The sequence below is a fragment of the Coraliomargarita parva genome (assembly GCF_027257905.1).
GTDB lineage: Bacteria > Verrucomicrobiota > Verrucomicrobiia > Opitutales > Coraliomargaritaceae > Coraliomargarita_A > Coraliomargarita_A parva.
This window is the reverse complement of the sequence record NZ_JAPZEI010000003.1, coordinates 354446-377765: the sequence shown is the minus strand read 5'-3', so window position 1 is coordinate 377765 and position 23320 is coordinate 354446. Positions and strand designations below refer to the sequence as shown.

General features: G+C 55.2%; 15 protein-coding genes. 12 read left to right on the top strand and 3 right to left on the bottom strand.

Annotation, left to right across the window (positions count from 1 at the left end; genetic code table 11):
- Window positions 1–309: 309 nt before the first annotated feature.
- Both O2597_RS05915 and O2597_RS05910 read right to left on the bottom strand, forming a co-directional pair.
- Window positions 310–2391 (bottom strand): FAD-dependent oxidoreductase, encoded by a 2082-nt coding sequence (locus O2597_RS05915; RefSeq protein WP_269523340.1) that lies wholly within the window; start codon window positions 2389–2391, stop codon window positions 310–312.
- A gap of 32 nt (window positions 2392–2423) precedes the next feature.
- Window positions 2424–3296: a hypothetical protein gene (locus tag O2597_RS05910; RefSeq protein WP_269523339.1), complete on the bottom strand. Its 873-nt coding sequence runs from the start codon at window positions 3294–3296 to the stop codon at window positions 2424–2426.
- A gap of 64 nt (window positions 3297–3360) precedes the next feature.
- On the opposite strand from O2597_RS05910, the gene O2597_RS05905 reads away from it, so the two are divergent.
- The 11 genes from O2597_RS05905 to O2597_RS05855 all read left to right on the top strand — a co-directional run bounded on the left by O2597_RS05905 (window position 3361) and on the right by O2597_RS05855 (window position 20787).
- Window positions 3361–3897, top strand: a complete 537-nt coding sequence (locus O2597_RS05905; protein ID WP_269523338.1) for a helix-turn-helix domain-containing protein — start codon at window positions 3361–3363, stop codon at window positions 3895–3897.
- 8 nt (window positions 3898–3905) lie between these two features.
- Window positions 3906–4670 carry a sugar phosphate isomerase/epimerase family protein gene (locus tag O2597_RS05900; RefSeq protein ID WP_269523337.1) on the top strand — a complete coding sequence of 255 codons (765 nt, stop codon included), beginning with the start codon at window positions 3906–3908 and terminating at the stop codon, window positions 4668–4670.
- Between the two features lie 68 nt (window positions 4671–4738).
- On the top strand, window positions 4739–5518 hold the full coding sequence (locus O2597_RS05895; protein ID WP_269523336.1) for a sugar phosphate isomerase/epimerase family protein: 780 nt from the start codon (window positions 4739–4741) through the stop codon (window positions 5516–5518).
- Between the two features lie 145 nt (window positions 5519–5663).
- Window positions 5664–6815, top strand: a complete 1152-nt coding sequence (locus tag O2597_RS05890; RefSeq protein WP_269523335.1) for a Gfo/Idh/MocA family protein — start codon at window positions 5664–5666, stop codon at window positions 6813–6815.
- Window positions 6816–6908: 93 nt separating this feature from the next.
- On the top strand, window positions 6909–7691 hold the full coding sequence (locus tag O2597_RS05885; RefSeq protein ID WP_269523334.1) for a 3-ketoacyl-ACP reductase: 783 nt from the start codon (window positions 6909–6911) through the stop codon (window positions 7689–7691).
- Window positions 7692–8025: 334 nt separating this feature from the next.
- On the top strand, window positions 8026–9111 hold the full coding sequence (locus O2597_RS05880; RefSeq protein ID WP_269523333.1) for a serine hydrolase domain-containing protein: 1086 nt from the start codon (window positions 8026–8028) through the stop codon (window positions 9109–9111).
- Between the two features lie 76 nt (window positions 9112–9187).
- On the top strand, window positions 9188–10339 hold the full coding sequence (locus tag O2597_RS05875; protein WP_269523332.1) for a GntR family transcriptional regulator: 1152 nt from the start codon (window positions 9188–9190) through the stop codon (window positions 10337–10339).
- 65 nt (window positions 10340–10404) lie between these two features.
- Window positions 10405–14337, top strand: a complete 3933-nt coding sequence (locus O2597_RS05870) for a hypothetical protein (protein WP_269523331.1) — start codon at window positions 10405–10407, stop codon at window positions 14335–14337.
- Between the two features lie 413 nt (window positions 14338–14750).
- Complete coding sequence (locus tag O2597_RS05865) at window positions 14751–18557, top strand: FlgD immunoglobulin-like domain containing protein (RefSeq protein WP_269523330.1); 3807 nt, start codon at window positions 14751–14753, stop codon at window positions 18555–18557.
- A gap of 9 nt (window positions 18558–18566) precedes the next feature.
- Entirely contained in the window at window positions 18567–19280 is a 714-nt protein-coding gene (locus tag O2597_RS05860) for a GDSL-type esterase/lipase family protein (RefSeq protein ID WP_269523329.1), read from the top strand.
- Window positions 19281–19284: 4 nt separating this feature from the next.
- Window positions 19285–20787, top strand: a complete 1503-nt coding sequence (locus O2597_RS05855) for a glycoside hydrolase family 43 protein (RefSeq protein WP_269523328.1) — start codon at window positions 19285–19287, stop codon at window positions 20785–20787.
- Between the two features lie 78 nt (window positions 20788–20865).
- Here the strand turns inward: O2597_RS05855 and O2597_RS05850 are convergent, their stop codons facing one another.
- Complete coding sequence (locus O2597_RS05850) at window positions 20866–22017, bottom strand: helix-turn-helix domain-containing protein (protein ID WP_269523327.1); 1152 nt, start codon at window positions 22015–22017, stop codon at window positions 20866–20868.
- A 67-nt stretch (window positions 22018–22084) separates the two neighbouring features.
- Between O2597_RS05850 and O2597_RS05845 the strand changes: the two genes are divergently transcribed.
- A complete protein-coding gene (locus O2597_RS05845; protein WP_269523326.1) occupies window positions 22085–23029 on the top strand; it encodes a pentapeptide repeat-containing protein in 945 nt (314 codons plus the stop codon).
- Window positions 23030–23320 lie beyond the last annotated feature (291 nt).

The following is a 23320-nucleotide window of genomic DNA, read 5'->3' as shown; positions in this document are numbered from 1 at the left end:
TCTACGCACAAGCCGCCCGCACAAGACGCCGAGGCATGCCGAATTCCACTTTGAGGGAGACCGGACCATCATTTTCCAACCGCTGCAGCGTTGTAGGAATTACCCTGTCAGTAATCATTCTGTTCCCCAAAGCACCGTTGTAAGCATCATTCTGCCTAAAATGATTCTGCCTAAATCTACGGTGTTGTAAAAATTATCCTGACCTGTCCTGAGCTTGCCCGCGGTGAGCCTGCCGAATCCGTCGAAGGGCCATAAATCATTCCGAGCTGTCGCACGGCTCAAGCAGTGCGACTACGACTGGCAGCGACCTCAGCCTTCCTTGATCAGATACGGCCCCCAGCCTTTCTCGAAGAACTCGCGTTTCACTTCAGAGGCGCGGTCCACCGAAATCGTGCGGATACCGATGCCGTCCGCTCCGCGGCCGACGACAATCTTCTCCTCCTTGTCCTTGTCCTGCTCGAGCACGAAACGGTACTCGCTGAGGTCCATGTTCTTGGCTTCGGGGCAATCCCTGCCCGCCTCCGAGCAAATCGCACGGGCACCGCGACTGCCGCCGCCATTGGCGATGTAGAAATCCAGGGCGGAAAGCACCGCCTCCGAGACCCAGGTCATTTGGTGCCAGCGGAAAGCGGAGCCGACCATGGACGCGGAGTTGACCTTCAGGCCTTTTGCTTCGACCTGCTTGCGCAAGTCAATGGCTGCCTCCAAGGCGGTGTTCACACTGCCCGCATCACAAATAATGCCGGCATAATCACTCATGCGCGCCTGCACCTCGGCCTTCACATCCTTCGGCGCGAGACCTTCGTCGGACTGGACAAAGCTGTCTGCATCCTGGAGTGCCCCCCGCAGCGCGGCATCGATGAATCCCGAATCCGCGATAGCGCGCTCCCGCACCAAACGGTCGCGCTTGATCGCGATAGCGACACGCTTCCCGAATACCTGGCCGGAATTAAGTGCAGCCCCGCCCGGACGGGTCACCCCGTGACTGCCGGCAGCTTCACCGATCGCGTAACAGCCATCGAGATTGGTCTTACCCCAGTCATCAATCAGGATGCCGCCGTTCATATGCTGGTTGTTCATGGCAAATTCCAGCGGCTCGGTCGTCAGGTCGCTACCATGCATCTTGTAGAGTTCGATCGCCAGCGGATTCATCCGGCGCAGGCGATCGATCGGCAGATCCTGCAAGGCTTCGTTGTTCTCCAGATAGGCCCGCACGTCCGGATCCAGGTCCTCCAGCGAGAAGGCCTCGCCTTCATTGACCGGCTCGGGATTGCGAAGAAAGTCCAGGTAAACCTTACGGCCCGCCTGCTGCTCCCTGAATACTGCCAGGTCAAAGAGACTGGACCCGTAATTCAACATCCGGGTGGAGTGGAACGGCCACTGGTAGCCCTTGCGGAAGGTGTTCGACACCATTTCGCGGGTCGTGCGGTAGTAGTCCCGGAGGAAGTGTATCTCGTTGCCGTCCGCATCCACCGAGTAAACGCGCGGCATGACTTGCACATAAGTACCGGAGAGGTTCCACGGAAACTTGGTGCGCGGCGTCCCTATCCCAAACTGGCTCTCTGTCAGGTTGCACAGTTCAACGCCAGCTTCCAGAGCCAAACCGAGACCACCGTAGCAATGATGTGGATACACGCTGTCACGGTAGAGTTCTCCGGGACCGCCAGTTGCGATCACCAGGTCGGAACAATGGATAAAGATCAGGCCATAGGCATTGCGTTCCTCTTCGCGGTGGAGTGCGATCACTCCAGCCACGCGTTCCTTGCCGTCGACGGTTTCCTTGACGATACGAATGCCGCTCACACTCGGAAGGATACGGACACCGAGGGTCAAGGCTTCCTCAAAGAGAACCTTGACCATAAGCTTTGACGTGCGTGGGCCACAGCTCGTCGCACGTCCGGCTTCGTCGTGGTCGGTCTGGTAGCGAAGGATCGCACCGTAGTCGTCATGCGGCAAAGGCAGGCCCATGAACTGCAGGCCGCCGATCGCGTCGATCGAGCCGACGGCTTCGACATAAGCGGTGGAGAAATTCATCGCCCCGCCCCCGCAAAGGCCTTCGGCGTACTTGATAAAGTTGTCGCCCTTGTAGTCCGTACTGGCGGTGTACAGGGTCTGCTTGTCGGAGCCCGAGCATGCGGAGGTGCCGGCATAAAGCCCGGTGCTGGCCACAAGAACATCGACGCCACGGCGGTGCAGTTCGACCACCGCACGCATACCGGCGGCTCCGCTGCCCAAGACGAGGGCCTCACATTGATAGACCGGCACGGTGACACCGTCGATATCCACGGTGCTTTCCGAGGGTGCTTCGCCGCGCACGGCGGGCATCTCAAATCGAGTCAGTTTATCCAGGATGTCCTGGGGTACGGTTTCGAATTTTTCGTCAGTCTGCATAGTTCAAGTAGGTTGTGAGTTGAGGTATGTATTTAAGAAAACCAAATCAGCATCGAAACAGTCATGAGTGCGGCACCGCCGAAACGCAGCCCCCGTGTGCGCGGGGTTATTTTTTCACGGGCCCCAGCCAGCAGATACGCGGCGGGTGTGGCCAGCAAAACGCTCCAAAGTCCACGTGTGCTGTAGGCGATGTTCATCGTCGCCACCTGCTGGTAGTTGGCCAAGGCATAGTTGAAGATAAGCGCTTGGAGCGCCATCCCTAATCCAGCCAGAATGGCCCACTTCCAGGCAACAGGCGTCAGTTTCTTGAGTGGTTGATTAAAAAAAGGAATCAGCGCGAGTGACAGAATCGCATTCACCGCCACAGCAATAAAGAGGAACGAGCCGACTCCATACTCGAGGCTAAAATTGCCAACCATGACATCGTAGCCGCCGAAAAAGCAGGCGCTGAGTAAAGAGAGGCAAATGGCCAGTGCATTTCCGCTGAGCAACTTATCGGAAAAACCGAGCATGGCGACAGCCACCATCACAGCCGAGGCTACCAGCATTAATTTTGAGCTGGGTGCCTCCGTCCCGAGCGCCAAGCCAATCAGGACAACAAACATAACCTTCGTTCCCATGATCGGAGTTTGCACACTCACATCCCCCACCCGGATCGAAGCAAAGGTGAACAATTGCCCGAGAAAAAACAGGCCTCCGCAGATCATCGGCAAGTGTATCTGCTTGAGTGAGAAACCAGACCAATCGCCAAGCAGATAACATCCGAAAACAGCCACAAAGAGCAGATTCGCAACAAAGGCCACACGCATCACTCCCGCGCCTTCCGCTAAAGCGCGTTTCGAGAGAATCGCGGCGATGGCATAGCCGAGCGCAGCGATCAATCCGTATGTTAGCGAGACAGCCATATTTTCGTTTAAAAATAAATTTCATTGCATTTTTTTCTCAGATTGCAATTAATAAAGCGAAACCATGAAAAACTCCGACCTTACCCTCGACTTCTCAATCGTGCGCGAACTACGTAAGCGTGCGGGGATGACGCTGGAAGATGTTTCCCAGAAATCGAACATATCGATCGCCGGACTCTCGAAGCTTGAACGCAACCAGAACATGGTCGAGCTCGACACCTTGTACCGGCTGGCCCGCGTCTTCGGCCTGTCCGCCACCGATCTGTTGAATCTGGCCGAATCCTGCTCGGCCCACGCTAAGAAAGCAGAGTGCTACACCTCTGGACCCTTCGACTTCGAACGGGTCAATTTCAAGGGCATTGATTGTTTCTATGCCAAGGCCAAGGCCGGCGAACAGCTCAAAAAACCCGAAGCCCACGGCGATGAATTTGAAATCTGCTGGGTACGCAAAGGCAGCATCACGATTACCCTGCCCCGCGAACAGCACACATTGACCCCCGGTCAGGCACTCAAATTCGATGCCGCCCTGGAGCACAGCTACGAGATCCTCGAGGACAGTGAAATGGTGATCCTCCACTTGGAAAAAACCCACCGCTTTTAAGAGACGACATGCTACAAACAGGACTCACCTCGATTACATTCCGACAACTTTCGGTCGACGAAATCATCGAACTGGCAGCCAAGGCCGAACTTAACGGTATCGAATGGGGCAGCGATGTCCACGTCCCACAGGGCGAACTCGAACTGGCCGCCGAAGTCAGAGCCAAGACCGAAGCCGCCGGCCTCACCGTGTGTTCCTACGGTTCCTACTACCGCTGCACGGAAGCGTCTGGTGAAATGACTGACTTTCTGGAAACCGCGCAAGCACTCGGCGCTCCGGCAATCCGCGTCTGGGCAGGCGACAAAGGTTCAGAAGATGCGGATCAAGCTTACCGCGACGAAGTCGCCGAGCGTCTCCGCCGCATGGTGCATGCTGCCAAGGAGCTGGATATCACCATCGCACTCGAATACCATGGCGGTACTTTAACGGACACACAAGCATCCGCTCATCAGCTCTTAAAGGAAGTCGGCTTGCCCGAGCTCAAGCTCTACTGGCAACCCCGCACCTGCGGCACCTTCGAAGGCGACATTCCCGAACTCAAAGCCGCACTGCCGCACATGAGCCACGTGCACTGTTTCCACTGGGGGGCCAATGGCTGGCAGGATCGCCATGCGCTGGCTGATGGTATCGCCCCCTGGACCGAATACCTAAAGCTGATCCGTCAAGCCGAAGGCGACCGCTACATCATCTTTGAATTCGTCAAGGACGACCAACCGGAGCAGCTCCTCGAAGATGCGAAAGTGCTCAAGCAGCTCATTTCAGAATCAAACTGATAACCGAATAACTGAAAACAGGAGAACTGAAAATCGTGAACGATTTATCCCGCTTAGCAATCCACACAATGACCACAAAGCCGTGGGACCTCCCCACCGCTTGCGCCAAGTATTCCGCTGCCGGTGTACCCGGTGTCGGCCTCTGGCGTCAATGGCTGGACGGGCGTCCGCTCGCCGAGTCCAAAAAGATGCTCGACGACCATGGCCTCAAGGCCGTCTCACTCGTGCGCAGCGGCTTTTACCCGTATCTCAGTGTAGCTGAAAAGCAGGCCGCCTATGACGACAACATCAAGGCCCTCGACGAAGCCGCTGCAGTGGGCGCACCGCAAGTCGTGCTCGTCTGCGGGGCCAAACCGGAACTGGACATCACGGAGAACCGCAAGCAGATCACCGCAGGCATCGCTTCGCTGATCGACCATGCCAGCAAGGTCGGCGTCAAACTTTCCATCGAACCGCTCCACCCGATGTATGCCGATTGCCGCAGCGCCGTGAACACCATCGGCCAGTGTAACGATATGATCGACCAGCTAGGCGACGAATGGGTCGGCATCGCGGCCGACGTTTACCACATCTGGTGGGATCCCTGCCTCGAGCAGGAAATCAAACGCGCCGGAAAGCGCATCATCGGCTTCCACGTCTGCGACTGGATGACTCCGACCGCCGACATGCTCAATGATCGCGGCCTGATGGGCGAAGGCTGCATCGACAACCGCGGCATCCGCAAGCTCGTTGAAACCACCGGATTCGACGGCCCGATCGAAGTCGAGGTCTTCTCCACCCGCCACTGGGCCACGGATCAGGACGAGTATCTCGAAAAGATCATCAAAGCCTACAAGGAGCACGTTTAAACAACCACAGATTCACGCTGATTTTGGTTTAAACATATCCGTGTCCATCCGTGTTCATCTGCGGTTCAAATGATTTCCCAACTAAACAAGGAACCAGCCAACTGAAAACTGGTTAACCGAAAACCGAACAACTCCAATATATACTATGAAAATCCACAGAATCGGTATCATCATGAACGGTGTGACCGGGCGCATGGGCACCAACCAGCACCTGCTCCGCTCCATCGACGCAATCATTAAGCAAGGCGGCGTCAAAGTCAGCCCGACCGAAGTCATCATGCCCGACCCTATCCTGGTCGGCCGTAACGAGGTCAAGCTGAAGGCACTGATCGAGCAAACCAGCGTGACCAAATACACGACTGATCTCGACAGCGTCATGACAGATCCGGACTACCCGATCTACTTCGACGCGCAAAGCACGCTGCGCCGCTTTGATGCGGTCAAGCAAGCGGCCGCCGCCGGTAAGCACGTTTACTGCGAAAAGCCGACCGCGATCAAGACCGAGGATGCCTACAAGCTCTATGAAATCTGCCGTGACGCCGGCGTTAAAAACGGCGTGGTGCAGGACAAGCTCTGGCTGCCGGGCATGGTCAAGTTCAAGCGTCTGGTCGAAAACGACTTCTTCGGCGACATCATGTCGGTCCGCGGCGAGTTCGGCTACTGGGTCTTCGAAGGCCACACCGTCCCGCCGCAACGCCCGTCCTGGAACTACCGCAAGGAAGACGGCGGCGGCATGATCGTCGACATGCTTTGCCACTGGCGCTACGTCATCGACAATCTCTTCGGTGCGGTGAAGAGCGTCAGCTGCCTGGCTGCAACGCACATCCCCGAGCGGATCGATGAAGAAGGTAAGCCCTACAAGTGCACCGCCGACGACTCGGCCTACTCCACATTCGAATTGGAGAACGGTGTGATCTGCCACTTCAACTCTTCCTGGAACGTGCGCGTGCGCCGCGACGACCTGCTCACCATGCAAGTCGACGGCACCAAGGGTTCCGCCATCGTCGGCCTCCGCGATGTATGGATCCAGCACTACGGCAACACACCGCGCCCGGTCTGGAATCCGGATATCAAGCAACCCATCGACTTCTTCGACGGCTGGCAGAAGGTTCCGGAACAGGAAACCTACGACAACGCCTTCAAGATCCAGTGGGAACTCTTCCTCCGCCACGTCGTGCTCGACGAACCGTTCCGCTGGAACCTCCTCGAAGGTGCCAAGGGCGTGCAGCTCGCCGAATACGGCATCAAGAGCTCCGACGAACGCAAGTGGCTCGATCTACCGGAACTGAAGGCCTAGTTTAATTAGCCGCGAAAAGGCGCAAAATTCACAAAACACGACCGTATCAGTTCTGTGTCTTTTGCGCCTCTTTGCGGCCAAACCTTTAAACTTATGACAACTGCAAACAAACCTGTCGCACTCGTCACCGGCGGTTCCCGGGGTATCGGCTTCGGCTGCGCCTCCGAGCTGGCCAAACTGGGCTTCGACATCGCCATCAACGGCATGCGCGACGAGTCCGCAGTCAGCGAAGCGATCGAAGCACTCAAGGCCCTGGGCGCGGATGTGCTCTACTGCCAGGGTGACATCGGTTCCGCCGACGCACGTGCCGCCATGCTCGACAAGATCAAGGGGCACTACGGCAAGCTCAACGTATTGGTGAACAACGCCGGTGTGGCGCCCAAGGAACGCAAGGACATCCTTGAAGCCACCGAGGAAAGTTTCGACTACGTGGTCGGCACCAATGTGAAGGGACCTTACTTCCTCTCACAAGCGGCCGCCAACTGGATGATCGAACAGAAGGCATCCGCACCGGACGACTTCTTTGCCATCATCAACGTCGGCTCCATCTCGGCCACCGTTGTCTCCGTCAACCGCGGCGAATACTGCATCTCCAAGGCAGGCATCGCCATGATGAGCCAGCTCTTCGCCGCCCGCCTCGGCGAGTTCGGCATTCCGGTGTATGAAATCCGTCCCGGTGTGATCAAGACCGACATGACCAGCGGCGTGACCGCGAAGTACGACGCCCTCATCGAAGACGGCCTCTGCGTGACCAAGCGCTGGGGCTTCCCCGAGGACATAGGCAAGGCAGTCGGCTCTCTGGCAACCGCCAAGTTCGCCTACTCCACCGGGCAAGTCATCATGGTCGACGGAGGCCTGACAATGACACGACTCTAAGCACATACGCTTCACGACAAAACGCCGCTCAACCGAGCGGCGTTTTTTATTGGCTGATAAGCGATTCGCGGGAAGAAGCGGCATGAGGCCGGTATCTTCGGACTGCACCCCCTCCACCGCTTTTGCAGCCCCCTGCCTTCAACGAAGAGAAGAGCTAGGATTGCCTCGAGCAGCTGTATGGAGATGTAAGAAAAGTTCCTCCTCTTTTCAAGGGGAGGTGTCCCGGCTTGTCCGGGACGGAGGGGTTCCAGCGCGCCATGACTCAATTTCTAAGACCGCCTCACAGAATTGCCATTGCCCCGGCCTCCAGATTTCTGCTTGGATACAGCGGCCCATGGACTTGCAAACAAAAATCCAAGACCTGCTGAACGAGCTCGTCGCCTCCACACAAGAACACGGCCTACAAGTCGTCGTCTACCACAAGGGGGCATGCGTCGTGGATGCCTTTGCCGGCTATATGGAAGCGGGCCACAAGTCCCCGGTCACCAGTGAAACACTTTTCCCGGTCTTCTCCTGCAGCAAGGGCATCACCAGCACGATACTGCACCGCTTGGCTGAACGCGGCTTGGTGGACTACGAAACGCCAATCGCAGAATACTGGCCGGGTTTTTCAGCCAACGGTAAAGGTAACATCCGCGTGCGCCACGCCCTCACCCACACCGCCGGACTCTGGGCCATGCCTGAGACGGCCGATCTCAAGATGGCGGCCGACTGGGATGCCGCCTGCGACTACATCGCGGGGATGCCCGCCAAGCATGCGCCTGGTGAGCGCACCGAATACCATGCCATCACTTTCGGTTGGCTCGTCGGCAATATTGCCTGCCTCGTATCCGGACTCAGCTTTCGCGAGCTCGTGGCCAAGGAAATCTGCGAGCCACTCGACATTCGTAACCTCTATATCGGCATGCCGGAGTCCGAGCGTCCCCGTGTCGCCACCTTGTATGAGGACATCCACGAAGATGCATTCGACCCGCCCCACGACGCGCAACTGGAAGCGATCCCGATGTACGTCCGGCCGCTCCACGCAATGATGAACCGCCCGGAGATGCAGGCCGCCTCAATTCCGGCCACTTCCGGCGTCATGACGGCCAAAGCCCTGGCAAAGCACTACGCCAGCCTCTTGCCTGGAGGCGTGGACGGCGTGCAACTACTGCCGGACTCGCGGATCAAGCTCGCCACCGAGCGCCCCGACTTCCCCCATCTTATTGGGATCCCTGCCCCCTTCAGCTTGGGCTATGGCACCCGTGAGGAATGGAATCAACCCGGCAAAGCCCGGACCTTCAGCCACGGCGGCTATGGCGGCTCCCTCGGCATGGCGGATCCAAACCGGAAACTCGCCGTCGCGCTCACCAAGAACTACCTGAATCGTGGCGACAATAGTGAGCGGATCCTCTCGCTGATCCGGAATCATTTTTCCTAATCGACTGATCAGCAGCTCGGCTTTCGCTGCAATATATATTGTATATTCTTACGATTAAGAGCATATATCCAGCAAGATGTCCGAATCGATTGTCTCCAAACTGCGTCCCAGTAAGGCACAACTAAAGAAAATCCCCAAGGAACATGCCATCAGGGACCATCTACGGGAACAGATACTCCAAACAAGACTCCAAGCTGGTGCGGCGCTTCCGTCGATGCAGGAGATCGCCCAGCTCTGGGAGTCCAACTACTTCACGATACACCGAGCGCTCACGCCACTGGTGAAGGAAGGCTTACTTGTTCGCCATAAAGGCGTCGGCACTTTTGTCGCCGACGCCAAGCCGAAGCTCGAAACAGTGGGTATTTATTATGGCAGCGACATTATATCAGACCCTCGGCACGGATATGCCATCCAACTCCACCGCTTGCTCTATCAGGAATTAAAACGTAAGGGGCTCAAGATCCACACTTGGCTCGAGCCACGCGAAATGGAAGAAGCGCAGTCAGAAATACTGCCTGAAGTCAAACAGGCGGCGGAGCTCCAGAAAATACAGGCACTGGTGACCATCATGACCACCACCGAAGTGAATAAACAGATGCAGAGCCTGCCCCTCCCCGTAGTACAATTCAGCAGTGCGCCGAAATCACAGAATGTCTATTTCCCGGTGCGGGAGTTCCTGACTTTAGCACTGCAACGTGCCAGCGAGAAAGGCTACCAAACAATAGGTTTCATTACATCTCCCTCACTCCTGCTGACCTACATTCGTAAACACAACCGGTCTGAAGCAGCCTCATTCTCGATTGTTCAAAAGTTGTGCGCGAAAGCCGGTTTGGAAACACGTCCAAGCTGGTACCACTCAATCGACAGTGGAAAGCTGTCACAAGAGGAGGAAAAGCTTCAGATACTGGATGCCTATCGTAAACTACAAGGGAAAGGCAAACAAAAGCCCGATGTCGTGCTCATCTTCCCGGACAACAACTTGGTGACACTGCAAACGGCTCTCGAGGAGAGACAAGAGAACTGCCATCCCGAACTAAAAATTATTAGTCACCGGAACGATCCACTGGCCTTTCCCATGCCACAAGGCCCATACTACATTGCAACCTCCCTAAAATCCGTAGCCGAGGGCCTGGTTAAACAGGTGGTCGATGCCTCCGAAGGTCGCCCCTGCCCAAGTATTCCCGCGGATCTAACCGAATTCGAAGCAATCTCCCCACTCAAGGCCTGACATACACTCTGCATACAGTGAAGGCGCCGTTGACCATATATAAGGTATATATTTTTAAGTTTACTATGTTCACCTCCCCGGCTTCTACCTTGATCCTGGCATCACTATTAGCGGCATTGTCATTACTCGCCCCTCAAGCTGGCAGGGCTGAAGCCACGAATCAGGGGATCGGCATAAGCTACGCACTGCCTGTAGACGGCAAGTTCCCCAGAACCTATCTCGTCACACTCGCGATCACGGCTCCCGACAATCCGGACTGGATCGTGAGCACCTTTGTCGCCGGACAGGTACGTACGGTGACAGCGGAAAACCAAGGACAGTTCACGGAAAACTGGGACGGCCTGGACGACAACCATATGCCGGTGCCTCCGGGCGATTATGGAGTCAAAGGCATCTACACGCCGGCCTATTATTGGGAAGTCGATGAGGAATGGCACGCCATCACAGCAAAGTTTGCAGGTGGCGTGTCTCCCTGGTTGCCGGACCCTGAGAATCCGGAGCACTGGAAGCAACCGCTCTTGTTTAAAGGCGATCCGGTGGGACAACCTTTGCGGGATGTAGATGTCGGGCCGAATGGGGTTGCCGTCTTTTACTACCAATATCTGGAAAACGGGCTGAACGCTCCCATGTTCGATTTGAATAAGCCGCTCGGCTACGAGCAGTTCATCGACTCGTTCAACTCCGGAGGTGCCGCCGGCGGCTGGTCGGTTGCGACGGACGGAGAATCCGTCTGGGCTGCCGGCGAGGAAGGCGGTCCCCGCTTTATTTATCGCACCGACCAGAAGCCATTTGGTAACGGCAACGGCGCCTATCGAAAGAATGTCACGATCAACCGGGGCAAGGTCACCTCGATGGACACGTGGAAGGATCCGGCAAGCGGGCAAAGCTACCTCTACGTGGCCGAACGTGGTAAATTCGACATCGCTCCCCCGAAGAACCGCTATCACAAATACGGGAAGTTTACTGAAAGTACGGAAGAGTTCATCAACGACATCACAGTCTATGCGGGTGCGGACGGAGAGCGACTGAGCCGGATTAAAATAGAAAAGCCGCAGAGCATTATCGTCCATGAACAGCAGCTCTACTGCCTGAGCGACATGGACGGCCGGTGGATCCTCAAGCAGATAACACTAGACCATGGCCTGCCCCTTGGCGAATGGGAAACGACCTTCGACCTCCCGAAAACAATCACTCCCTGCGACATGGAAATCGACTCCAAGGGCCGATTCTACTTCAGCGACAGTGAAGCCAACAAGGTCTACCAACTCAACGCCAAGGGGAAAATCCTGCGTACACTCGGCCGCCTCGATGCGCAGGAGCCGGGCAGCTACGACCCGCTCAGCTTTATGTCACCGGGTAAACTGGCAACCTGGGTCGATTCCGAAGGCAAGGACCGCCTGATCATCACCGAATACGAAGGGCCCAACCGTGTCTCCGAATGGGCCCCAGACAAAGGTACGCTGATCCAGGAATATCCGAGCTACCAGACCAAGGTGAACAATGGCTACGCCGTCGACCCAGCCGATCCGAACAGGATCTACTTGCCGACCCACGGCAACTGGCTCACCGCCTACCATGTCGATTACGACACACACACCTGGACCGTTGAAGCCGTCTGGCCCGATGTGCATGCCGGTCAGCACGGCGACATCGACAAGCCTGTCGCGATCCGGGCCAACCATGACACTCTCTACATCGCAGGCGGCCGCAAGGGCATCGTCTACCGACTGGACGAGAAGGAAAACCGGTTTTATAAGTCAGCCGGTATCCTCAGAGAGGGGAGAACATACAAGCTCTGGAACGATGCCAACGGAAACGGTGCCATCGACGAATCCGAACTCCGCGCAACGAATGAGGTGGATGGTTGGATCCTCACCTATCACGGACAACGCTTTATCGAGGATCTGTCCTACCTGTCTCCGGCACAGCATGGAAAAAGTGTCTGGCGCCTGCCGGTCGACCACTTCGACTCACACGGCAATCCCGTCTACACCGAATTCCAGAAGGTGGTCACCGACCCGGTCTTCGAGGCACGCGAAGCCGGCAAAGTCAGCGCCCTCTACGGAGGCAATGAGCTCGCCGAAACCTACAGCAGCGACTGGATGATGGCCGACGGTTCGGTCGAGGATGGCTTCTACGTACACGCCCGGGGAGGCAAGAATTTCACCGCCAATTTCGGCGCCCAGTACAAGATCACCCGCTATGTACCCGATGGTGACGGCAACTACGTCATGAAGTGGCGCGTGGGACGTTCCAACCTGATGCAACCCGAACACCATAAGGGGGATATCATCGGCGGAAGCCGCCTCTTCAAACCGATCAATGGTATACTCACACTGATCGATCAGTCGCGCAGTGGACTCTACCTCTACACCGACGACGGGATGTATCTGGATACCGTATTTCCGTCCGAAAAAATCAACAAGGAGGTCGGCGTCTACCGCCAGCCGGGGGAATTTTTTGCAGGCAGCATGTTTGCCAACGAAACAAATGGGACAATCTACTACGCAGCCGGAAAGTATACACCCTTCCTCTACGAGATGGAAAACTGGAGCCTAGAGTCCAATCCTGTTCGCGCACTCGAGGCCCTGACCAAGCACATCCAGTTGAAAGCCACGCAGATCGCCGACCCACTGCCAATTGCTGTCACATTACGCGGCGGTGCGGGCAAAACGAACATTGCACCTTTCGCACCTGCAGTCGGTGGGGCCGCACTCGATGGCTCCTTGTTGGGATGGGAATCGGTCTCCCCCGTCAGCTACGAAACCGGTGAGGATCAAGGCGTCGAAGTTCGCTGCCTCTTCGACCCAGAGCATCTTTATCTGCGCTGGCACGTGCGCACGGGTGGAACATTTGAACTCAAACCCACTCCCCCGCTCGAGCGTATTTTCACCCATGATCAGGAAACTGACACGGTTAGCTTTTACATCCAGGGCGATGAAAACGCCGCAGCCGATTCGAATGCAGACGGCCGTCCTGGCGATGTTCGTATGGTTTTTGGCCTATTTGAACAGGATGGCCAGCCCACCCCGGTCATCCTCGGGATGTATCCGAAACTTAATTATGATCGTGCCGAAACTCAAACCTACCGCACTCCGGTCGGCGAAGTAAGCTTCGAACATGTCGGACCGATTCACGAAGCCACTCTAGGAGCGGTCTTGGACGCAGATGGTAAAGGCTACGTCATCGCCGCAAAAATCCCCCGCAGCGCAATCCCTGCCATTGGCCAACCATTCTCCGGCGACTTCAGAACCATGGTCAATTTCTCCGCCAACCTCGGTGGCCATAATAAATTCTGGTGGGCCAATGCCGACGGCTCCGCGAATATCGAAACCTACGACGAACCCAGCGAGGCTCGCCTCTACCCCGGATCCTGGGCTCCCGCCAAGTTCTCCGGCCTCAGTGATGGCTACGTAATCCGACACTGGCAGAAACTGGGGCCCTTTGGCGGCTCCGGAGCCGATGCGTTTACCGACGACCCACGTCACAAGGAACCGGTTAAAAAGTTCTTCCACGCGGCCGGGTATCCGCCGGATGATGCCAAGGTTGACCTAGATGCCAGCTATACCGGCGAGCTGATTCAGGGCTATTGGCCGGAACTCGAATCGACCTCATGGGAGCCGGTCGAAATCGAACCACTCGACACCCGTGCAAGCATCGGGCGCAGCTCCCAGATCTGGTATGGTGTGACCTGGATCTACGCACCGGAAGCCGTCGAATTGGACTTCGAATTTCAGGGCCATAATATGACCTATATTCGCTGGTTCCTGAACGGGGTAAAGCTCTTCGAAGGTGATCCCGACAAGCATTACACGGCCCATAAAACACCGCGTGCCCGTCGCGTCGCCTTCACCCCCGTAACGCTCAAGCAAGGTTGGAACGAAGTCTATTTCCGTGCCTTCAACGTCGGCTACACTCCATTCAGAGTCGGCCTGAAACTCAAGGCCGACACCGACAAGCTCTGGCCCCTGAAATTTTCCAACCACCCGGCCGAATGATCCTCTGCACTGTTCCGTTCATACGACATTCCAAAGTAGCGCGAAGCTTTAACGAGTGCCCGTAAGGCAATATACTTTTATTCGAACTTCGGACTGAACCACCAATCACAACTCAACGCTCGCTGAAGCTTCGCGCTACGCAGATCCAGCACACCCCGCCCCCCCCTTCGACAAGCTCAGGACAGGTGAGTTCGGAGGCTACATGCCATTCGAACAGACTACAGGTAGAAATCGTTATCCTTAACGATCCGCGAACCGACATCCAGCTCAGATACATTTCGTAATCAATCATTTCAGTCCACACAGCAAACACCGACACGGCGCGATAAGGATATCGCGCCCTACCCAAAGACCAACCGATCAACCCCACGTATCAGCGCCAATGAGCGAACTAGGGACCTTACAAAAACTTCATGAAACCACTTTATCTCCTCAGCACAGCCCTCACCACCCTGGCCCTGACACACTCGGCACTCGCCGACAGTTCGGCCAGCGCTACGTCCAACAACCGTGAAATCGTTGCCGTCCCGACACCCGCCCCGGTGACCATTGACGGCAAAGAGAACGACTGGGACCTTTCTGCAGGTATCTGGAGTTATAACGACCCGACCCTCGTCGACAAGTATTCCGTCTGGAGCCACGTCATGTGGGACGACAAAGGCGTGTATCTGCTCATGCGTTATACCGACGACACGCCGTTGAAAAACGCTACCCGCGGCGAAGATTTTCATCAAAGCTGGCAGGCCGATGCCTTTCAGGGACGTGTCATCTTTGACCACAACACAGATGAGGAACACCAGATGCACATCAACGGCTTCCACTCATCGAGTGAGCAACGCAACTATATGATTGTGAATCATGGTGGCTTCAAAAAGAACCCACCTTACGATGCCACTGGCCCTTACCGTCAGGACCTCGAAGACGAGTATGGGATCACGATGGATGACTTTGGCGGGCAGATTGCCTTCAAGGAATGGGAGAATGGCCAAGGCTACAACCTCGAAGCCTTTTGGCCATGGGAATACGTCCGACTTTCCGGCGAACCACTTAATGCGGGCGATCGTTTTGTTCTGGGCATTGAAGCCATGTGGGGCGATCCTGAGGGCATTAAAGTGGATCACCGTCTGGTCGACAACCTGCGCAACGACGCAGTGAACCGCATTTTCTTCTTCCGCGCCAAGGAGGGTTGGGGCGAAGTCGTCCTGAGCAATGAGGGCAACCTGGCGATCACTGAAGCGCAGCAAAACCTTCAAGCAGAGCGCCTCAAGCAATTCACTAATTTCGACACTGCGGGATCGATGGAGATCGCCTACGAGCTCCCCAGCGACCGTGAAGTCACCATCGCCATCGACAATGCCGACGGGCAACGTGTACGCAACCTGTTTGGCCAATATCCCCGCTCTGCCGGCAAGAATATCGACTATTGGGACGGACTCGACGACAGCAGCAATCCGGTTCCGCCTGGAGAATATACGGCGACAATTGTGGACCATGAGCCTTTCTCGCTCAAGTTCCTCAACAGCGTCTACAACTCTTCGACCCCCCCCTGGTCGACAAGCAAGGGCTGGGTCAACTGGGGCAGTAATCACGGCCACCCTACTTCTGCAGCCAGTCGTGGTGATGTCCTACTCATCGGATTCACCGGCACCGAAGGCACTTCCGGAGTCCAACGTATCGACGAGAAAGGCATCATTCAGTGGGTCAATGTCACCGAAAGTCTCGATCTGACAATGGATGACGATTCGGTCTACCTGTTCTCCCGCGAAGCATGGACCGAGCGAGCAATGGTGCGCAAACTCGACATCAACACGGGCAAGATTACCCTTTTTGAAGACGAAAAGCGCAGTACAGAAAGTGTCATCCCACTCGCGAATTGGCGTGATGCTCCAAACAGTTCCACCATCGCTTACGCTTACGGTCAGCTCTACGTCTGCATCCCCACTCAAGGCCTTTGGATCATGCGTCCTTCGGATGGCAAGATTCTCGAACACCAAGCGCCAAGCGAACTGGTCGCGGTCGATAACCACAAGGACGAGCTCTACGGCCTATTTAAAGACGGCAGCATCCGTAAGTTGGATACGAAGGCCCAGACCACTAAAACACTCATCCAAACAAAAGGAGTCTTGGAACCTGTCCGATTTGCCCTCAGCTCCGACGGCAACCGCATTGCAATCAGTGATTCAGGCACCAACCAAGTTTTGGTCTATAATCGCAAAGGCACACAGCTCCATGCGCTAGGTGATGCCTATCAAAAAGAACATGACATGCGTCCGGCAGGGCCGTTCATCGAAACGAATTTTGTGGATCCACTCGGCCTGGACTTTGATAGCCAGGGGCGTCTCTGGATAGCCGAAGCCAACCACAGCTGCCGTCGCGTGACCAGCTGGAGCACAGCAGGCACTCTACTCAATCAATATTGGGGCTCGACCGACTACGGAGCCGTCTTTGGCTTCCCTTTTGTTGACGACTCCACGAAGTTCATTGCCCTCGGCATCGAGTTTAAACTCGACCCGAATCCGGACGTTTTCAACCGCCCGACACAGGAGCAGCCGCTTTATTTCCATCCGGACCTTGCACACAACGAACGTGGTCTGGTCTACGAATTGAACGGACATGAATACGCAGTGGTTATTTCCAAAATCAAAACGGATTACCTGACCATTGCAAAACGCGATGAGAGCGGAGTCTTCACGACCGTCGTTCAGGTCGATTATGATGATCCCAGAACCAAGAATATCGACGAGAGCCGCGTCTGGATCGACCGCAATGACAACGGCATCGAAGACGCGAACGAAATCATTGAAGGTGGTATCGACATCAAACATCACTACTGGAACAACGCCTGGATCCAGCCCGATCTGACGATCCTCACAGCGAATCAAAAGATCTTTCGCCCAACTGGTTTTACCGAAACTGGCGTCCCACTCTACGATTTTACAGATCCGGAGGAGCCGAAAAATCCGATTACCGGAATCTACAGCGGCGATAATATTCAAATCCGCAAGAATGGCAGCATTGGCACCTTTGTCATGGATAGCGCAGGCAACCTCTCTGACGGCGTGCATTATTCAACGGCCGATGGACGCCAGGGCGCTTATCCAAATCCTTATAAGCGTCATGACGCTCCAGCAGCGCAACGCGGCTTACTCATCGCCCCCTTCCGCACAGTCGGTGTAGTGGAAGACGTTCCCGGAGTCGGGAGTATAACTGCATTGGCCGGTGATCGCGGTGAATGGTTCCTGATGAGCATGGATGGTCTCTACCTCTCCTCGCTCTTGCAGGACATCAAAGGCGAGATCAGCATGGACCCGACCTTTGTCGGCCCCGAAGCCTTCGGAGGTTTCCTGTGGCGGGACGAAAAAGGACGTGTCCTCGTGCAAATCGGCCGGATCGCCTTTCGAATCATGGAGCTACATGGACTCGAGACTGTCCGGAAACAAAGCATCCAACTGAGTGCCACGACCGAAAGCATTGCCAAGGGAATCGAAATCGCCACCGCTAATAAGGAAGAGGCCTATCAGGAACCGGAGCAACTCACGATCGCAAAGGTCAATACACTCAGTCGCGTCGTCCCCTCACCATCGACCAGCATCGACAATACAATCCTAGCCGGTGCCTCGACCGCGCGGATTCAGGAAGCAGGCAATCCGTCGAACTGGTTCCGGGTGGCCATGGCTCAGGACGGCAAGAATCTCGCCATTGCTTACCAGGTCAACGACAGTAGTCCATGGAAGAACAGCGAAGGCCGTTTCAGCCATGGCTTCATTGGTGGCGACGCGGTTGATCTGAAACTGGAAGTCCCCGGACGTGGTGAAGTGCGTATTCTAGCTGCACCACTCGCCAGTGGAGAAACCGTCACCTACTGGCAGAAACACGCCGAAGCCCCGGACAACCCAACGACCTATGTGGTTTCGACCAATACCGCGAATGCCCGCCAGTTTGATATCGTCCGTCGATTGGACAAAGCTCGAATTCAATCACGGGTTGGCAACGGCAAGTATTCGGTGCTAGTCACCATTCCGCTCGACGAGATCGGGCTGAACCCCAGCGAGCTTTCCGAAGTGAAAGGTATTCCCGGCATCATCTATTCCAACAGCTCGGGCACCAATCGCACCTCACGCCTTTACTGGCATGACAAAGACACCGGAATGGTTTCCGACGTCCCGACCGAAGCCGGACTGGATGCCAAACGCTGGGGCACGATCCTAATCGAACAGTAAACGCCAAAGATGAATCTCCGACAAATCATCCGACTCAGCCTGGCGCTCACATGCGCCGCCGCAGCTCTATCGACACGCGCCGCGCAGACAGAAAACCCCGCCGCTACCGCGACGCCGAAGCAGCCCTGGATCGATCGGCACAACCGAATTGTTAAGGAGACCCTTCAGAAGAAGCCGGACCTGGTCTTCCTCGGTGACTCAATCACCGACGGCTGGGACAACCATGGATTGGCCGTATGGAAGCAGCACTTCGGACAATACAACCCCGTCAATCAAGGCATCGCCGGCGACCGCACCGAGCACGTGCTCTGGCGGGTCAAAAACGGAGCGCTCGGTGGCAACATTCAGCCGAAGCTGGTCGTGCTGATGATCGGCACCAACAATAGCAATGAGCCGGAACAAATCGCCGAAGGCGTCGGTGCTATCATCGCAAAAATCCGCGAGCGTTGCCCCCAGACCAAAGTCCTCCTACTGGACATCTTCCCACGCGGTGAATCGCCCGACAACCGGGGGCGCATTCGCAACGATGCGGTCAATGCCTTGCTCCCACGCTACGCGAATGACCAGACCGTGTTCTGGTTGCCGATCGGCCATCAGTTTCTTGAGCCTGATGGCACACTAAGCAAAGCAATCATGCCGGACTACCTGCATCCCCGCAAAGCGGGCTACGAAATCTGGGCCAAGGCCATCGATAGCATGGTGGCACAGCTGATGAACGAATAGATTCGTGAAAACCTTTCTCAATCCCATCATTCCAGGCTTTCATCCGGACCCCAGCATTTGCCGTGTTGGCAGTGACTACTATCTGGCCACGAGTTCGTTCGAGTATTTCCCCGGAGTTCCCATTTTCCACTCCCGGGATCTAATCCACTGGAAAAAGATCGGCCATGCCTTAACCCGCGACTCCCAGCTGGACCTGAGGGATGCCGGAGACTCCGGCGGCATCTACGCCCCGACGCTACGGTATCACAATGGCATCTTCTACATGGTCACAACCCATGTGTATGCCAAAGGGAACTTTTACGTCACCGCCAAAGATCCCGCCGGTCCATGGTCAGAACCGATATACCTGAATCAAGGCGGTATCGACCCTTCTTTTCTTTTTGATGAGGACGGTAAAGTGTATCTGACCACGAGTCAGAATATGCAGTCGGAAATCGATCTCGCCACAGGTGAACTGCTCACAGAACCACGCCAAATCTGGGCAGGCTCCGGTGGCAATGATTTGGAGGCCCCCCACCTCTATAAAATCAACGGCTGGTATTATCTCCTCTGCGCAGAGGGCGGGACGCACCACGGCCATATGATCACAATCGCCCGTAGCCGCTCGCCATGGGGTCCTTTTGAAAGCTGCCCAAACAACCCGATCCTGACGAATCGTCACCGTGCCGGACACGATGTGCAAGCAACCGGACATGGCGATCTGTTTCAGGCACATGACGGTAGTTGGTGGATCGTTTGCTTGGCGATTCGAACGGGTAAAACTCACTTTCCAAAAACACATCATTTGGGACGTGAAACCTTCCTCGCCCCTGTGACATGGGATGCAGACGGTTGGCCCATCATCAATCACTCCGGAACTTTGGATATCGAAACGGAGGCGCCGCGCTTACCCCACCAACCATTCCCCGAAGAATCCCCAACTGACAACTTCGATGCACCAACTCTATCTCCGGAATGGGTGCACCTGAGAAATCCCAAACCGGAACATTACTCCCTCAATGAGCGCCCGGGTTGGCTCCGCCTCAAAGCAGACGCAAACAGTTCCAGAAAACAACAACCGACCACCTGCCTCTTGCGTCGACAAACAGATTTCGAATGTACCGCGAGCACCTTGTTGGATTTCAAGCCTACAGAAGAGGGACAGGAAGCTGGGATGCTTGTCTGGATGAACTCTCGTTTCCACTACCGCTGCTTTCTGAGTATTCGTTCCGGAAGGTTACATGCCTCACTTCTCAAACAAATCGGCGACATCACACATCTGGCAAATTCCGTAGAAGTAGATACTTTGTCTGGCCCCTACACATTAAAAGTGGAAGCCAATTCAGAATCGTATGCGTTTTCAATAGAAACTTCAAACTGTCAGAAAATCGATCTGGGCACAGGCTTGGTGCGTCTACTGACCACAGAAGTTGCCGGTGGCTTTACAGGTATGATGCTGGGGATCTATGCGAACTCATGCGCCTCACCAACCACCGCTGATTTTGATTACTTTATCTACAACTCTTAGAGTGTACAGAAGTGGAACAGGTCTAACCTGCAGAACCTCTCTGGATGCGTCATGATTCACAGAAAACTCCCGACAGTTTTACAGGTAACTGTGCAAAGGCCATTCAAGATCACATTCTTCCTGTAGGACGACCTTCTCACGTTTGGGCGAACGATTGAGCTTTTGGTAAACAATCTTCTCAATCCCGCCGGAAATATTCGGAGGACGTAAATAGATGCGCTCGATCGAATAGACTTGGTCGGGCACATGGGGCACATTGATGCTATTGTTTCCAAACAAAACCCGGTGGTCTCGGAAGAACAAACGCGAAGCTTCAGGGTTTAGAAAACAGAATTCGGCAGTGCTGTGCTCATCCAGTAAGGCGATGCCGATCGTTTCTGAAGCACTGCTAGCCTGCCGTAAAATGGCCGACCCCGCATCCACCGTCCATCTTCGCATTTCACACTCAAAACCCGCGGCCCTGGCTTTGGCGATAAAATAGGTTTCACGCCCACGCGCGTAATCGCTCGCGATCGGCACGATAATCCGCTGAATCCTGTGGTGTTGTTTCCAGAATTGAAAAACCGCTTCATATGCTTTGTCCGGGTAGAGAAGGACATCTGGAGCCAGCACTTGAGGATCCGCAACATGCCGAAGGATAAACTGTGGAATACCACGATCCTGCAGAATTTGAATCGTGTTCTTATTGTGCGGGAAGGGATAGAGCCAAAGCGTGAAATCCATACGCTGACGCGCGAGTTGATCGACAAAATCATCCGCAAGATCCCCCACTTCTGAATACCAAATGGATTGGAGGACAATGTTCTGACGCCACAACTGCTCAGCCAGGATCGGAGGCATCATTTTATGCAAATGTGAGTAACGCAGCGCAAAAGCCCAAAGAGGCAATCCGATCACCCCTCGAATGTGATGCTTCGCCCACATATCGAGTCCAGGAATGCGACTATGAGAACCTCGCTGCGTGACCAAAAGCCCCTCGTCCACCAAAGCGCGAACTGCGAGATTCGCCGAACGCAAAGACACTCCAAAGAATGAAGCGATCTCCCGCGTGGGGTAAAAGAGCAAACTTTTCTCTTCTCGATGTTCAATAATCAGTTGGCGCAAGCAATCGGCAATCTGAGCGGAACGGCTCAACTCGCCACTGAAGCCCTCAAAACCCGTCAACAGTTCACTCAACGGCGAGAGTTCGGCAGAGTTCGCGATTCGAGGCATGCCCAATACTTTATACATACCTTATACTTTGTAAATCATTTAGAAACAGAAACATATTCTCCTCCACTTAATCCCAAACAAAACCATGAAATACAGCAATTCGATCCTTTCCGTAAGCGCACTCCTTAGCCTCAGCATCGCTTCCAGCCTCAGCGCAGTAAGCATAGACGCGAACACCGACTATACCTCCAGCGACTTCTCCGGACAATCACTCGAAGCCTCCGCTACCGATCTCGGCACGACACGTTTCTTTGGTGTCAATGCTTCCAATACATCATGGTCGGTATCAGGTGCGACGACCACTCCGCATTTCAGCGCCATGGCTGGACAGCATTTCCGCCAAGCGAACTTGGATGGCGCTGACTGGAGCGGTGTCATCTTTACAAGCAACGGCAGTGGTAACCAATATTTCTATCAAGGTAGTTTCGTGAACACCGACTTCAGCAATACAGTGTTCACCCTGACCTCATCCGATGCCAGTAGCGAGGCATTCAAGAATACGAACCTCTCCGGGGCAGACTTCTCTGGCGCAAGTATTACAACCACAGGTTCGGATATTTTTGAAGGTGCAACGATGACTAGCAGCACTAATTTTTCCAACGCGACACTCTTACTGGGCACGTCGACTGGAAGCGCTAATCTGGCAAGCACAGGGGGTGCAAACTTCTCCGGTGCCACCTTACGCGTTAATTTTGAAGGCACGAACCTTTCCAGCTCCAATTTTCAAAATGTCAGCTTCGTTTCCAGTGACGGCTTCAATTCAGTCATACGAAACTCCATCGCAAATTTGACCGATTTTCGGGGCACTGATTTCAGCGGCGTAAGTTTTCCGAATTGGCTCGAATCTTTAACCTTCGACGAGGGAATGGCACCGCTCTACGACGACAACACCATCTTCACAACTCAGAATGGCACGTTTGACCCTGTCGCCGCCGGATGGACCTATTCGCCAATCCCCGAAGCATCCAGTTTTGCGATGATCTTCGGAACAGCAGCAGGCCTGATAGTCACGCTGCGTCGCCGGCGTTGAGCTTCCCAATAAGCCTAGTCCAACATGGCGAGCATCCACAGCTGTAGCGAACCTCAACAGTTGTAAGGCACCTCAGCCAGCATGCCACAACGTTTCCATCGCGGAGACAGGTCTTCTGAGGTGCCCTCAGCACACAAGCATAAGCGTGAATAAGCGCCCATAAGTAGCGGTGCCCTGCGAAGCTGGAACAGCGAAGAAGGGTCGCCAGCTACGCTGGCCCTTATCGAACGCTGTCCGGACTTCGGCGAGCTCAGTCGAGTCGCAGAGCCGAAGACGACTTATTTTCATTTA

Excerpts from the sequence above, each read along its gene's own strand:
- O2597_RS05915 (WP_269523340.1), bottom strand. The coding sequence starts at position 2,391 with ATGCAGACTGACGAAAAATTCGAAACCGTACCCCAGGACATCCTGGAT.
- O2597_RS05910 (WP_269523339.1), bottom strand. The coding sequence starts at position 3,296 with ATGGCTGTCTCGCTAACATACGGATTGATCGCTGCGCTCGGCTATGCC.
- O2597_RS05905 (WP_269523338.1), top strand. The coding sequence starts at position 3,361 with ATGAAAAACTCCGACCTTACCCTCGACTTCTCAATCGTGCGCGAACTA.
- O2597_RS05900 (WP_269523337.1), top strand. The coding sequence starts at position 3,906 with ATGCTACAAACAGGACTCACCTCGATTACATTCCGACAACTTTCGGTC.
- O2597_RS05895 (WP_269523336.1), top strand. The coding sequence starts at position 4,739 with ATGACCACAAAGCCGTGGGACCTCCCCACCGCTTGCGCCAAGTATTCC.
- O2597_RS05890 (WP_269523335.1), top strand. The coding sequence starts at position 5,664 with ATGAAAATCCACAGAATCGGTATCATCATGAACGGTGTGACCGGGCGC.
- O2597_RS05885 (WP_269523334.1), top strand. The coding sequence starts at position 6,909 with ATGACAACTGCAAACAAACCTGTCGCACTCGTCACCGGCGGTTCCCGG.
- O2597_RS05880 (WP_269523333.1), top strand. The coding sequence starts at position 8,026 with ATGGACTTGCAAACAAAAATCCAAGACCTGCTGAACGAGCTCGTCGCC.
- O2597_RS05875 (WP_269523332.1), top strand. The coding sequence starts at position 9,188 with ATGTCCGAATCGATTGTCTCCAAACTGCGTCCCAGTAAGGCACAACTA.
- O2597_RS05870 (WP_269523331.1), top strand. The coding sequence starts at position 10,405 with ATGTTCACCTCCCCGGCTTCTACCTTGATCCTGGCATCACTATTAGCG.
- O2597_RS05865 (WP_269523330.1), top strand. The coding sequence starts at position 14,751 with ATGAAACCACTTTATCTCCTCAGCACAGCCCTCACCACCCTGGCCCTG.
- O2597_RS05860 (WP_269523329.1), top strand. The coding sequence starts at position 18,567 with ATGAATCTCCGACAAATCATCCGACTCAGCCTGGCGCTCACATGCGCC.
- O2597_RS05850 (WP_269523327.1), bottom strand. The coding sequence starts at position 22,017 with ATGTATAAAGTATTGGGCATGCCTCGAATCGCGAACTCTGCCGAACTC.
- O2597_RS05845 (WP_269523326.1), top strand. The coding sequence starts at position 22,085 with ATGAAATACAGCAATTCGATCCTTTCCGTAAGCGCACTCCTTAGCCTC.